The sequence below is a fragment of the Paenibacillus campi genome (genome assembly GCF_034659835.1).
Classification (GTDB): domain Bacteria; phylum Bacillota; class Bacilli; order Paenibacillales; family Paenibacillaceae; genus Saccharibacillus; species Saccharibacillus campi.
Genome location: NZ_JAXSQZ010000003.1, coordinates 1 through 14,393, shown reverse-complemented (window position 1 = coordinate 14,393; position 14,393 = coordinate 1). Strand labels below are relative to the sequence as shown.

The window sequence follows — 14,393 nt, the reverse complement described above, 5'->3', positions numbered from 1 at the left end:
AGTGTGCATATTGATGAAATACCGTAATTTGGGCAATACCGGTCTGAAAGTGAGTGAAATTTCGCTAGGCAGCTGGCTAACATACGGTACAGCCGCTGAACAAGAGGCAGCCGATCTGTGCATTCGTACCGCTTTTGAAACGGGTATTAATTTTTTTGATACCGCAAACGCTTACAATCGTGGTGAAGGCGAAAAAGCGATCGGTGCAGCGCTATCCGGTTATGAGCGTTCCAGTTATGTGCTGAGCACCAAAGTATTTTTCCCGATGGGCGATGGCCCAAATGATCGCGGATTGTCACGCAAACATATTATGGAGCAATGCGAAGCGAGTCTAAAGCGCCTCGGCACCGATTATATCGATATTTATTTCTGCCATCGCTTTGATGCACAGACACCAACTGAAGAAACGCTGCGGGCGCTCGACGATCTGACCGCACAAGGCAAAATATTGTACGCTGCTGTCAGCGAATGGTCGGCAACACAAATTACCGAAGCTGCTGCCATTAGCGAACGATTACGTCTGCGTCCACTGGCGGCAAACCAGCCGATCTACAATTTGTTCGAACGATACATCGAGCAGGAAGTGTTGCCGGTATCGCAGCAATACGGGTTAGGTCAGGTCGTATTCTCCCCGCTCGCGCAAGGCGTATTAACCGGCAAATACAAACCTGGTCAAGCTCCAGCCGCCGACACACGCGCCGCCAACGATTCGGTGAATCACGTTATTCGCAGCTACTTCCGTGATGATGTACTAGGCGTCGTCGCTGAATTAAACGATCTGGCAGCAAGTATTGATATGACACTGTCCCAGCTCGCACTCGCTTGGGTACTCCGTCAACCCGGCGTCAGCTCCGCCATTATCGGTGCCAGCAAACCACAGCAGATTCATGAAAATGTAGCAGCGGTAAATATAACATTGAATGAAGAAACACTACAGCGGATCGACGGTATGATGGACAAGATTAGCGATTTTGCACCGATGCGGTAATTGCCGAGTCACATACGAGCTGTCTAGAAAAATGTTCAAACTTAAAACTAGCACCTTGACCAAGTTAAATGTTAATTTTGACCATGCACTGGAATCCTGATAAATAATAGCTTGTTCCAGCGTCAACACTTAAATTAATCTCGGTCAGAGTACTAGGGCGTGTACGCAAACTACTAGTTTGTCTCAAATACATTTACAGTTTGTCGATCTAATCATTGCTTGATGATGAATCGGTTAAGGTACGTTCAAACACAATTTCTATTTGAGACAGACTACTACTATCTTGACCAAGTTAAATTTCAACTTTGATTGCGTACTAAATTCCTTATCAATAAGTGCTTGATCCAGCTTCAACACTTACATTAATCTCGGTCAAGCTACTATGTTCTATGCGCATACTGAAGTAATGGTGCAGCACCGACTACAGTATGGCATAAGGGGACGAACTCCCCACAGACCCATTTCATAAAGAGAGCCCCCCCCTAACCATCCGCTTATCTGTTATTTGTCCATCAGCATACTTTCATCAATCCGTCATCCTTTATGTGAGCGAAAGGAGAGCAAATGATGAACATCGTCATCAACGGAATTACGATTGAAGCAGTACAGGGAGATATTACACATGAACAGGTGGATGCAATCGTTAATGCTGCCAATTCCAGCTTGCTCGGCGGAGGTGGTGTAGACGGTGCGATTCATCGCGCAGGTGGCGCGGCTATTTTGCAAGATTGCGATCGTATTCGCGAACGTCAAGGCGGTTGTCCGACGGGTGAAGCGGTAATGACGACGGCAGGCAATTTGCCGGCACAGCATGTCATTCATACGGTTGGCCCGGTCTGGAATGGCGGCAAGCAACGGGAAGCGGATTTGTTGCGCAACTGTTATGCACACTGTTTGCAACTGGCGGATGAGCATCATTTAAAAAGTATCTCCTTTCCGAATATTAGCACCGGCATCTACGGTTATCCTAAACCGCAAGCTGCCGAGATCGCCGTAAACGTCATCGGGCAATATGCGCAAACTGGCAACGGTTCGCTGACACAGATTCGGTTTGTCTGCTTTGATGAGGATAATTTGAAGCTGTATGAACAGCAGTTGGAGCATATGCAGGCAAGCGATTGAGCAATATCAATAAATAATAATGCCAAACGGTGAATAGCTGCTCAGCCACAATGAAGAAGTACGTATTTGAAATCATGTAGGCTCATTGTTGTATGAAATGCACCTCACACCAATGAAAAAAACAAACGCTCCAGCCTGTAACAACAATCATTGGCAATATGCCGACATAAGCAAACAGGCTCTCCTATAGATGGACAGCCTGTTTGCTGCTATTGTCGCCACGTATCATTACTAACGTCAATGTATCTTATTACATATCATTGCTGTGCCATTGTATACCGTTTCCATTACGCCAAAACCTGTTATCATCGTACATCATATGTGGAAACGATAACTATTGCATGTATTTCTATTTTCCAAGCAAATCATGCAAACAAAATGCACCATGCTCACGAATGCGTACCCGGAATACCGACGTACCGAGCGTATCGGCAACAAGCTGCTCATAAGCCGCAGCATGCTCATTCGGTACCGCCGCCAAAATGACACCGGCAAACCCGCCGCCGTGCAAACGACAAGCGCCATCCCCTATACTTTGCAGGAACACTTCCGTAATCGCCAGCGCCACCGCCATACTCTGATCATGATGATCTGCATCACGGTAGCAGTTTTGCAACCATTTCCAGGACGAATTGCCGGAAGCGGTCAGCAAACCGAGGAAACTGTTCATATCATCCGCACGCAGCGCCGCCACCTGACGATCGACACGATCATTTTCCTGCAAGAAATGCATCGCCCGCAACACGGCACGATCGCCTGCTTCCGCTCGCAATGCCGGCAGATTGGCATAAATTTGCGCTAACGTAATATCGCGGCACACTTCGCCACCAAGCTGCTTTGCCACCGCAAACATTTCGTTTGGTACGCTCGCATAATCATCGGTCAAATCGGCATGATTGCCACCCGTGCTAACGATCAGCAGCGAATACCCTTTTGTATAAAAATCATACGATACCGCCTCAATCGCTGGTTGCTGCGGATCGGCAAAATCAATCGCTACCAGCCCGCCATACGCACACGACATCTGATCAAGCAAACCGGATGGTTTGTTCCAATAGCGATTTTCCGCATATCGTCCAATTTTGGAAATCGTTACTGCGTCGAGCTTACCATCATTGTAAAGCGTATTCAAAATCGAACCGATCAGCATTTCAAACGAAGCCGATGAACTTAGCCCAGATGCCGACAGCACATTCGTACTAATGTACGCATGAAAACCGCCAGTCGCATAGCCTTGCGCCTGCAAACCTGCAACAATGCCTTTCACGAGCAATACGGTAGCGTTTTCACCTTCACCAGTAGACAGATCGTCCAATTGCACACGAAACTCCCCGGTATACCCTTCCGAGAAAAATACAATCTCCTGCTGCTCCACCGCAGCTGCCGCCGCAATCGTATCCAAATGAATACTGCCTGCCAGCACCTTACCACGGTTATGATCGGTATGGTTCCCACCAATCTCCACCCGCCCGGACGCGCTAAACAACTGCACCTCCTGCTGTCCAAAATGCTCGGCAAAACGCGCAATCAATTTTTCATAGCGCGCCGTCTGCTCACCTAGCTCCTCCGCTCCATACAAACGCTCCAACAGCTGCTGTACTTCAGTAAGTTGCAAATAATTTGCCACTTGCGTCGTGTTCACACTCATCCTCGTTCCTCCTGCCAGCGTTTATGTATACGCTTTAGTTAATACCGTCTCCATTTTATCATATCTGCTAAGGAGACGTTTGGAAAAGGGTAAAATGCGAAGATTTGTGGCAGGATTTGAAGTTTTGTAGGGGAAAATAGGCGAAGATGATGATGTTTGATCGTTCCATAATAGGTTCATTGGGCAGTCGATAGTCCCACTCAAGCCAAAACAAACCTTAAAGGATGAATTCCATTAAGGTAAAAGAAAAACTACAAACGATAAACAAGGTTTTTAATTTGAATTATACTTATACCATCTTTAAATTTAATCAAGCAAGTATCATCAGTGGCAGGTTCATAACCAAACTTTACAGACTTCACATCATAATGCTTCATTTTATGAAGTTTCAGTTCAATCTGGAATGACTGACTCTACATGAGTGAAAAATAATGTTCCTGCTTGCATTTCAAGGTTAGAGTTATCACCATGATTTGTGCATAAAAGAGAAACCTTGAAAGGCATAAAGCCGATCAAGGTTAGCCTACTATATCTGTTCAGTTGAAATTGAAGTGCAAACTATTTGTACATTAAGAGGAGGCATTAATATTTTGCATTTTAGTAAATTATGATTTTCGCTCTGAACATCTGTTATTTCGATATCTTGAAGAAAGTAAGGGATTTGTGGTCTAGTCAGATTTCTTAAAGGTTTCACCCTATCATCGGCACTTGTAAAAAAGGAAAAACTAGAACACCCAATAAAGCACAATTTGACATTGAACTCTGTGTCCTCAAATACAAGTGTTATTTCATCACCAAAAAAACTTGAATCAAACTTTAATACTCTAGCATCCCAATAGTGCAGTGCCTCAATTTCAGATAGAGTTTGTTTAGCATTCATATTCATCACCTCACTTTTTATAGGGGATATGAGCATCAGGGCTTTTTCTGTCAACAACATTCAGATTTAAATCAATTGGATTTCCCTTTTCATCAAACAAATGAACGTGATCATACTTTGTGACCTTATCAGGTGGATCGATTCTCATTCGAATGTTTCCATCAGCATCTCTAACGTGAACAAAACCATTGTTTTCAGTATACTTCCAATCCTTCGGCAAGCTATCCAAGATTTCTTGCTTTGACATATTAGGTATATTTTCAGCACTTATTTCGCCCGCAAACTTCCCTACAGTATTATCCGTCCCCTCTTTAAATTTCTTCGTTTCCAACTGTTCTTCCTGCAACTTACTCGCATTCGTTGCACTGTCCGATTCAGTAACGACATCACTTTTCTCTATTTCCTGTTTCTCTATCTTACTGCTGCGGTTGGAGGAGGTGCCACTTCTGCCGTCTCCACCACCTTTACCACCGCCACTGCCTCGACCTCCGCCTTTACCACTTCCGCCACCTTGTCCAGTTCCCCCTTTGGCACCGCCACTGAAACTTCCCTCTGCGGTGGCTTTCTCACTCGGCTCCGATTCGACTGAATGCCCGCTAGGGTCGGTGTAGCGCAGCGGATTGTTATGCACATACGTGTACACATTCATACTCAGTGGGTTGTCAATCTGCCCTTCATTACTGTCTTCGTTTAGGAAACGAGGTGGACGTTTGGGAGGTGCCGTATTTCATTTATTCGATGACCGATAGGATATTGCCATATGAGTAACAATAGTTTATAGATGAAGTATCCTATCTTTAAAACCTGCTATTGCCAGCTTAATAAAATAGGCATAAACTGTTGGTTCATGGAAATACTTCTACTTTTTAAGATGTCTATTGGTAGAATTGCGACTATTTTCAAAAGTTTATGAAAAAACGAAGGGACAAAAACAGGTCAATCATGGTGATATCTGACCATAATCGACCTGTTTAATGTGACGAACTACCATTATTGGGATGATAAAATTCAATCTTAGTTGTACGTACAATGGAATGGTGAAATCATTATAAGGGTATTAAATGGGCATATATGGTATGGGTTGAATGACTGGTTCACTCGACACTACGTTGTCCCAACAAAAACCGTAGGAAAAAATCTCCTACGGGCAAGTTGACAACGGCACTATTAGATTGTCTCAAGTAAAAGCTCGGTTTTAATATTGCCTCACCTGTTTTTATAATCAAGCGATTACGAGATAAACACACCTTAAATCAATTTGAGACATCCTACTATATATTCATCAGATTACTAAAGGAAAAGTTGGGTTTGAACATTACATCAAGATATTTCTTACCGTTTTCAAATTGAATATTTAGTTGGTCATTATTTCTGTTTATTTTGGTTACATCCTTTAGTGTTAAATTTATTATGGGGACACTGTAACTTTCGTGATTAAGGCTGATTAAACATTCCTGCTCATAAACTGATAATGTCAGCACAAGTTTCAGTCCTTGAATATCAGTTTTACTGTAAATGAACATGCCTACTTCATGATCAGAAATAGAAATAGGTTCAGATTCAAATAACTCTAAGAGCTCATATTCACTATATTGTATAAACGTATGAATCTCCTCCTATCTTGGAATAACCGTAATGACATCGCCATTGGCATTAGTGACTACTCTTACTCGGTCGCTCTGATATACGGATGTCCCTTGTGTGTTGCCCGGTGTCTTAGTTCCATTTTTAATAGTATCTTCAACAACACTAGGAGTTATACCTCGTGGGTCAACCTGTTTATTGATAAAGTCGTTGTACTCCTTAGTTCCGGGTCTCAATCCTTGTTCAGCCGCTCTCTGATTTGCTCTTGTTGTCAATTCTGCTCTAACTTCGGGGGTATTAGGAGCCATCCTCTCTAAAGAATGTTCGGAATATCTACGCCCACCAATTGTACCGCCACCTTTAGGCATACTCCATCCTGTTTCACCCGTCCCCTCCTTAAACTTCTTTATCTCCAACTGTTCTTCCTGCAACTTACTCGCATTCGTCGCACTATCCGATTCAGCAACGACGTTGCTTTTTTCTACTTCCTGTTTTTGCGTCTTGGTACTTTCGTTAGAGGAAGTGCTACTTCTTGCACCGCTACTTCCATTTCCGCCACCTTGTCCAGTTCCCCCTTTGGCACCGCCACTGTAACTTCCCTCTGCCGTTTTCTCCTCGCTCGGCTCCGATTCGACTGAATGCCCGCTAGGGTCGGTGTAGCGCAGCGGATTGTTATGTCCATACGTATACACATTCATACTCAGTGGATTGTCGATCTGCCCTTCATCGCTGTCTTCGTTTAGGAAACGTCCTTGTTTTGGATCGTAGTAGCGGGCTTTCAGGTAATATAAGCCGGTTTCTGCATCGTACAGCTCGCCGGCATATTTGAACTCGTTCGTAATCGCTTCTTTTTGCTGGGTCAGGTTGCCCCATTCGTCGTACTGGTAGCTGTTCAGCACCGTGCCATCGGTGCCGACGATTTGCACGACGTCGCCGTGTCCGTTGTATAGGTAATCGTAATCTTTGCTGTGGGTTAGGTCTTTTTTCATTAGTACCCGGTCACCGCGCACATACTGGGAAGTGGTGCCATCGGTTTGTTGAGTCGATGTGATGCGATTCCAGTGATCGTAGCCGTAGCGGGTGATCGCATTGCCTTGCGTTTTCTGGTAACGCAGTCCATCGGGCAAGTACTGCATCGTGGTCGATGTCGTATTCGTACCGACTCGAATCAGACGATCATCTAGATCATAGCGGTAATTCGTCGCTTTGTCAGCGGGCAAGTCGCGCGTATCTTGCTGGGTCAGACGGTTGCCACGCAGGTCGTAGCTGTATTCGGTTTCGGTGCCATCGGCACGTTGGACGCTGTGCAGTCGGTTGAGTTTGTCATAGGTGTAGGTTGACGTTTGGGAGTTGCCGTCTTTCATTTGTTCGGTGACCGAAATGATATTACCGTTATTGTCATACTGGTAGTTGTATGCCGATAGCACGGCATCGCCTTTCATATTGCGCACACGAGTTAAGCGGTTCAGCAGATCATATGTCATCGACTCTTGCAGGGTGCTGCCATCCGACAAGGTCGGGAAGGTAATCTGCTGCACCTGACCGAGCGGGGTGTACGCATAGCGCACATTGGCGGTAGCTGCACTCGTTCGATCGGCTGCACCATTCGTCTGGATGGAAGTGAGCCGGGACTTCTCATAGCCATAGTTGATCGACAAACGGGTGCCATTTAGCGTATTCGTTTGGCGGGTAACGCGATCTAAAGGATCATAGTTGGCATCCAGGCGTGCGCTATAGTCGGTGGCACTGGATGCTAAACTTGTGATGCGATCCCATGTATCGCTTGTGCTCGTCTGGGTGGCTACTTTGGCAGCGTTGATAGACAGTTCGTGGCGATCGGTGAGTACGTTGCCGTCTGCACCATACACACTTTTCGTTTGTAATGTGCCTGTGATGAGGGCATTGCTACCGTCGGCTTTCAAGGAAGCGCTGGTGCGCTCGCCGCGTTCGTCATAGGTGTATGTTGTGGTCGTGCCATTACGATCTACTATTTTTTCGGTCAAACCACGAGCCGTGTAGTTCATCTGGGTGCGGTTGTTCGTCGGATCGATTTTATCGGTGGGCAAGCCTTGTTCGTTATAGTTTTTCGTATACAGTGTCTCGCTTTTGCCGCTGGGGTTGCTCAGCATGACACTTGTTAATCCGCCGCCTCCGTCGTACGTGTAGCGGCTCGTTTGGTTGAGTGCATCTTGTACCGCAGTGAGGCGGTTCAATGCATCGTACGTGTAGGCGGTCGTGACGCCTTGGCTGTTTTGGGTGCCGTTTGGATCGGTGTATGAGAGCACATTGCCCACCAGATCGTACGTGTAGCTTTCTTGAATCGGTTGGCTGTGACCTGACGCGCCGTCTTTGTAGGCGATGACTTTGGTTTTGTGACCGTAGGCGTCAAAGTATTGTTCCAGCAGATTTAGGCGGATGCTGGTGTTGTCGGGATTGGAACGGTAGCGGGAGACTTGAGTATCGGTGCACAGAGGCACCAGAAAAACTGTATGTACAAATGTGCGACCACACGGTTGAACTTTTACACATTAAGCGGAATGGTTGTTGCCTCTGGTACAGCTCGGTTAGAGAATCATATGACGATTCGGGAAGTGGCAACTTGGATACAGATTTCAACCCATTCACTCAGATTAATCGAGAATGAGAAAAGTAAGCCATCGCTTGCTATAGTGAGGAAGTTTTAGGCTATATTGGAGAAGGAGATTTGGTATTGGGATGAGTAGAACATATGCCGTAGGAGACACTGGAACAGCTCATTTGTAAAGCAAGGTAGTATCGGAAATGAGTGAAGCAGGAGTTTACATCGTTTTTTAATATTGTGGTAACGTTCGTTTATAAATGAGAAGCGTAAGGGATTCTTTTTTCGGAGGAGATGAAGAAAAGGCTGAAGAAATTTTATTTGCAGAAATACCCGAGGAAAAGTAACAGATTCTTGTAGGTTAATAATTTAGGAAAAGACTAGAAATAGACCTTGAGGAAATTAACTCCTCAAGGTCTGAATCTAAAGTAGTATAAGACCCTTACCTCCAAAATATCAATCAAGATTTGTAGATTAAACTTCTTAAAAACTCAAAGCAGAATTGCTCAACACTCTACTTTCACAATCACCTTCTTACCTATCCACTCGATGCAAATGGAATCTTCCTCATCTGTTGTAGCAAACTCCTCAGACAGGTTATTCAATTTTTGCTCTAAAACGCTTAAGTTGGGTTGCTTACGTACATATAGAGTGAGCACTCGAATATGTTTATCCGTTTTATTTAATCGCATGCTAATTTTTTTTAAAAGCTTGATAGTATTGTGATTTACATTACATTCAACTATAATCTCCTGTGGCTCAATTTTTTTTTGAAACTCTGCTTCCAGTATGGTTTTTAATTCGTAATAATCCGGCTCTACACTCCACATCATTTCTACAAACTCTATAATAAGATGCTCAACTTCCTCACTATTCATACGATATCTAGCATTTTCATAAGAAGTAGTGTCCATCCAACCTATCATTTGCTCATAGGTTAGATTATCTAAAATCACTCCCGGCATCACTTCTTCTTTATTTACAAAAAGCCATTTCCTCCTAATTTCTTCTTTATTTTTCGACACGATACTCCCCTCCTACTTTAGAAGCTATGCGTTTTATCAATACTTCCCATACTTCATCAACCTTACCTGCATTTTTCAACTGAATAGTATCTGGATCATTTCTTAATTCATCTTTTGCATTTCTGATCACATTATCTATTTCTTCTCCAGAAATCTTCCAATTATCGCCTATACGTTTAAGACTCAAGTTAGTACCATTAGGCAATACCGCTCTAATTTCAGCCATGTCATATTCAACCGCTTTTGAAATATCGGATAAACTAAAAGGCCCATTTGTAGGATGATTATGGGTGAAAATTTTATCTTTTGCGATGCCTTGATATGGACCAATATCAATTGAATTTTCTTTTCCTTTAATTACTTCTGTCACCTTATTACCTAGTTTATCAAAAAACTGACCATATTCTATTTTCTTTGTGCGTATAACAGATTCTAATTTAGCAATTGTGGTTAAAACAGCTCCGCCAATGATACCACCGCCACCACCGTTACCGCCTGTTCCTCTATTTCCGCTTCCATTAGAAGGAGGCATTGCACCGCCAAATGGTGATTCTCTACTTGGCTTTTGTGGTTCGTTACCACTTGGATCAATCTTATTGATAGGATCATTTTCTACATACGTATACACATTCATACTCAGCGGATTATCGATCTGCCCTTCCACCGTATCCTCATTCAAAAACCGCCCTACATTGGGATCATAATACCTCGCCTTCAGATAGTACAATCCCGTCTCCGCATCATACGTCTCGCCCGCATACTTCAACTCATTTGCAACCGTTTCGTTCTGCTGGGTTACATTCCCCCATTCGTCGTACTGGTAACTGTTTACCACGCTGCCATCGGTACTCACCATCTGCACCACATCGCCGTGTCCGTTATACAGGTAGTAGTAGTCTTTGCCATAGGTCTGATCTCGTTTCATCAGTACCCGATCGCCGCGCACATAGCTCGACTGCGTGCCATCGCTCCTTTGGTCACCGATCACCTGACCCGCACCGTTGTAGCTATACTCGGTCACTTGATTGTTGCTCATCTTCTTCCATCGCAGACCACCCGGTAAATAGCTCAGCGTTGTTTTCACGCTATCTCGCGTCACCGAAGTGAGTGTGTTTTGCAGATCATAGCGATAGCTGGTTTCTTTTTCGTTCGGCAGATTGCGTGTGTCATTCTGCGTTAGGCGATTGCCACGTAGATCGTAGCTGTATTGTATCCCTGTCCCATCGGCATGCTGTACACCGAGCAGGCGATTGAGCCAAGAAGTATATTGTTAAATTTATGTTTTATAGTATTTTTTGTATTTGAGCTTAATCAAAATATTGTTTCATTTTAGCCAACATTATAGACAACTCGCTCCAAATTCATCAAAACGACCTTTCCTAGAAATAAATCCGGAAAAGGCCGTTTATGAAGCAGTATCTTTTGTTAACTTATACGTAATACTGCAAACTCACTCAAATCTTGTTTTTAAAAGTTCTAAAGCACAAACATCTACTTCTTCCAGTTTATCCTCAATACTAAGTGGAGAGTATGCTAACATCTGCAATTCAACTTGTAATTGTCTTAAAACCTCATCGTCTACACAGGGTAAAAAATCACTCAGAATAAAATATTTCCAACTAGAATCATTAGAATGTAAAATTTGTTTTAATGGCTTTACTAAAAAGAGTTGCTGAGGTATTAAAATTGATTTTATATCGTTATAAATTGGCCAATTTTGATCTTGTAACCATTCCAGAAGTTGAGGTATTAAAGGAACTATTTGCTCACTTCTTAACTGACGTAATCGCTCAATACTATTAAAATCATCTTTGCTTTGAGGTATATAATCGATAGCATCCATTTATTTCACTTCCCTTTTAATTTTAAAGATATATTACTTAATATCTGGGTTAAATAGTACGGTTCATTAGCGGCATTTTCTCTTGAATCCATCCAAAGTATATGTTCGTAAGGATCCTTAGCCATGATGCTAACATGTCCTGTTGTAGGGTTATCTAATTTTGCAACCAGTACACCAGTAGCATTTACAGCTTCTATCGTTGTCATCGTAGCCTTTTGCCCATTCCAAGTATTGAAATAAGATAACCCGGTAGCATCTTTTACAGGTCGAGGAGTCAAGTTAACATTATTGCCATTTCCATATCTATAAATACTTGTCTGATGATTATTAACATCTGTATTAGCTGTAACTTGTTCTGAACTAGCAATTACACCTGCAATTGCTAAAGCTTGAGCAATCATGTTTAAGACTGAACCAGCTGAATTAGCTGGTAAAGCCACTTGTTCTTTTTCAATTTTTATCCATGACAAATTATCTTGTTGCGATTTACTTACTGCATTGCTCTTTTGTTGATTATACATGCTAATTAAATTTTTATAAGACATGGTAGGATTGAATAAATATAATCGATCTGGTACATATCTTTCTCCATTACTAGAAGTCGAACAACCACCAGAATGAGAATATTTTCCATTCGTGGATTCACACCAATGGCCTGTACGATCTACATAGATTAAAGGATTGTTATACACATACGTATACACATTCATACTCAGCGGATTATCGATCTGCCCTTCCACCGTATCCTCATTCAAAAACCGCCCTACATTGGGATCATAGTACCGTGCCTTCAGATAGTACAATCCCGTCTCCGCATCATACGTCTCGCCCGCATACTTCAACTCATTTGCAACCGTTTCGTTCTGCTGGGTTACATTCCCCCATTCGTCGTACTGGTAGCTGTTTACCACGCTGCCATCGGTGCCCACCATCTGCACCACATCGCCGTGTCCGTTATACAGGTAGTAGTAGTCTTTGCCATGGGTCTGATCTCGTTTCATCAGTACCCGATCGCCGCGCACATAGCTCGACTGCGTGCCATCGCTCCTTTGGTCACCGATCACCTGACCCGCACCGTTGTAGCTATACTCGGTCACTTGATTGTTGCTCATCTTCTTCCATCGCAGACCACCCGGTAAATAGCTCAGCGTTGTTTTCACGCTATCTCGCGTCACCGAAGTGAGTGTGTTTTGCAAATCATAGCGATAGCTGGTTTCTTTTTCGTTCGGCAGATTGCGTGTGTCATTCTGCGTTAGGCGATTGCCACGTAGATCGTAGCTGTATTGTGTCCCTGTCCCATCGGCATGCTGTACACCGAGCAGGCGATTAAGCTTGTCATAGCGATAAGTAGACGTTTGAGAACTGCCGTCTTTTCCTTGCTCGGTGACCGAGGTGATGTTGCCTTTGTTGTCGTACTGGTAGCTGTATGCCGAGAGTACATGATCGCCTTTTGTATTGCTTAAACGAGTCAAACGATTCAACGCATCATACGTCATCGTTTCTTGCAGTTGGGTGCCATCCGATAGCGCTGGGAAGGTGATGCGCTGCACTTGACCGAGCGGTGTATACGTATAGTCGACATCGTCTACCGTCGCTTGATTGCCTACACCAATCTGTGTCAGACGCGACTTCGTATAGCGATACAAGGTGGATAGACTCGCATTGTTGAATTGACCCGTTTGAGAAATGACCCGGTTCAGGGCATCGTAGCTAGCATCCAAACGCGCGGCGTAGTCCGTGGCATTGGAGATTAAGCTGGTAATGCGATCCAGTTTGTCGCTTGTACTCGTTTGGGTCGCTACTTTGGCAGCGTTGATATACAGTTCATGGCGATCCGTAAGGATATTGCCATCGGCACCATAGATGCTTTTCGTTTGCATCGTGCCGGTTGTCAGCGTAGTATTGCTCGCCGCTTGTAAGGAAGCACTCGTTTGTTGTCCTCGCTCGTCATACGTATAGGTTGCACTTGTTCCGTTGCGATCGATTACTTTTTCTGCCAGTGCACGGGCATTGTAATTGGTTTGTGTCCGGTTGTTCGTCGGATCGATTTTATCGGTGGGCAAGCCTTGTTCGTTATAGTTTTTCGTATACAGTGTCTCGCTTTTGCCGCTGGGGTTGCTCAGCATGACACTTGTTAATCCGCCGCCTCCGTCGTACGTGTAGCGGCTCGTTTGGTTGAGTGCATCTTGTACCGTAGTGAGGCGGTTCAATGCATCGTACGTGTAGGCGGTCGTGACGCCTTGGCTGTTTTGGGTGCCGTTTGGATCGGTGTATGAGAGCACATTGCCCACCAGATCGTACGTGTAGCTTTCTTGAATCGGTTGGCTGTGACCTGACGCGCCGTCTTTGTAGGCGATGACTTTGGTTTTGTGACCGTACGCGTCAAAGTATTGTTCCAGCAGATTTAGGCGGATGCTGGTGTTGTCGGGATTGGAACGGTACGCACCGACGTCGGCAGCTGCAATCGTGTAATGTTGGGTTTGCTGCTGCGTCAGTAACGGCTTAGTAATGGACAGATTGCCTTCCGCATCGGTGAATTCGGTTTGCTGATCCCAGGCATCGTAGCTGGCGGTCTGGGTGTTGCCGAGTGCATCGACAACATACACGATGCGTCCCAGATCGTCCGGGTGCGCCTGCGAGCGTGTCCAGCCGTTGGTGTCAGGGTACGTTTCCAGTACACGCAGGAAACCGAGTCCATCGTAATAGGTCGCTTGACGGTTGAGCA

10 protein-coding genes are annotated in these 14,393 nt (G+C 44.4%); 2 read left to right on the top strand and 8 right to left on the bottom strand.

The features are described 5' to 3' along the window. The first annotated feature begins 13 nt into the window (after nucleotides 1–13). Together U1I11_RS09030 and U1I11_RS09025 are read left to right on the top strand one after the other, a co-directional pair. Complete coding sequence (locus U1I11_RS09030) at nucleotides 14–988, top strand: aldo/keto reductase family protein (RefSeq protein ID WP_322906183.1); 975 nt, start codon at nucleotides 14–16, stop codon at nucleotides 986–988. Between the two features lie 588 nt (nucleotides 989–1,576). Further along, a complete protein-coding gene (locus tag U1I11_RS09025; RefSeq protein WP_322906182.1) occupies nucleotides 1,577–2,110 on the top strand; it encodes an O-acetyl-ADP-ribose deacetylase in 534 nt (177 codons plus the stop codon). A gap of 349 nt (nucleotides 2,111–2,459) precedes the next feature. Here U1I11_RS09025 and U1I11_RS09020 read toward each other — a convergent pair whose 3' ends face one another. The 8 genes from U1I11_RS09020 to U1I11_RS08980 form a co-directional block, all read right to left on the bottom strand. Then, nucleotides 2,460–3,758: a galactokinase gene (locus tag U1I11_RS09020; protein WP_322905767.1), complete on the bottom strand. Its 1,299-nt coding sequence runs from the start codon at nucleotides 3,756–3,758 to the stop codon at nucleotides 2,460–2,462. A 526-nt stretch (nucleotides 3,759–4,284) separates the two neighbouring features. After that, entirely contained in the window at nucleotides 4,285–4,638 is a 354-nt protein-coding gene (locus U1I11_RS09015) for a hypothetical protein (protein WP_322905766.1), read from the bottom strand. A gap of 10 nt (nucleotides 4,639–4,648) precedes the next feature. Further along, on the bottom strand, nucleotides 4,649–5,269 hold the full coding sequence (locus U1I11_RS09010) for a hypothetical protein (protein WP_322905765.1): 621 nt from the start codon (nucleotides 5,267–5,269) through the stop codon (nucleotides 4,649–4,651). 985 nt (nucleotides 5,270–6,254) lie between these two features. Beyond that, nucleotides 6,255–8,699 carry an RHS repeat domain-containing protein gene (locus tag U1I11_RS09005; RefSeq protein WP_322905764.1) on the bottom strand — a complete coding sequence of 815 codons (2,445 nt, stop codon included), beginning with the start codon at nucleotides 8,697–8,699 and terminating at the stop codon, nucleotides 6,255–6,257. A gap of 607 nt (nucleotides 8,700–9,306) precedes the next feature. Beyond that, nucleotides 9,307–9,825 carry a hypothetical protein gene (locus tag U1I11_RS09000; protein ID WP_322905763.1) on the bottom strand — a complete coding sequence of 173 codons (519 nt, stop codon included), beginning with the start codon at nucleotides 9,823–9,825 and terminating at the stop codon, nucleotides 9,307–9,309. Beyond that, nucleotides 9,812–10,861: an RHS repeat domain-containing protein gene (locus tag U1I11_RS08995; RefSeq protein WP_322905762.1), complete on the bottom strand. Its 1,050-nt coding sequence runs from the start codon at nucleotides 10,859–10,861 to the stop codon at nucleotides 9,812–9,814. The genes U1I11_RS09000 and U1I11_RS08995 overlap by 14 nt, the downstream gene beginning before the upstream one ends. A 414-nt stretch (nucleotides 10,862–11,275) precedes the next feature. After that, nucleotides 11,276–11,668 (bottom strand): DUF5071 domain-containing protein, encoded by a 393-nt coding sequence (locus tag U1I11_RS08985; protein WP_322905761.1) that lies wholly within the window; start codon nucleotides 11,666–11,668, stop codon nucleotides 11,276–11,278. A 5-nt stretch (nucleotides 11,669–11,673) separates the two neighbouring features. Beyond that, a partial coding sequence (locus U1I11_RS08980) for an RHS repeat domain-containing protein (protein ID WP_322905760.1) occupies nucleotides 11,674–14,393 on the bottom strand: 2,720 nt, incomplete at its 5' end.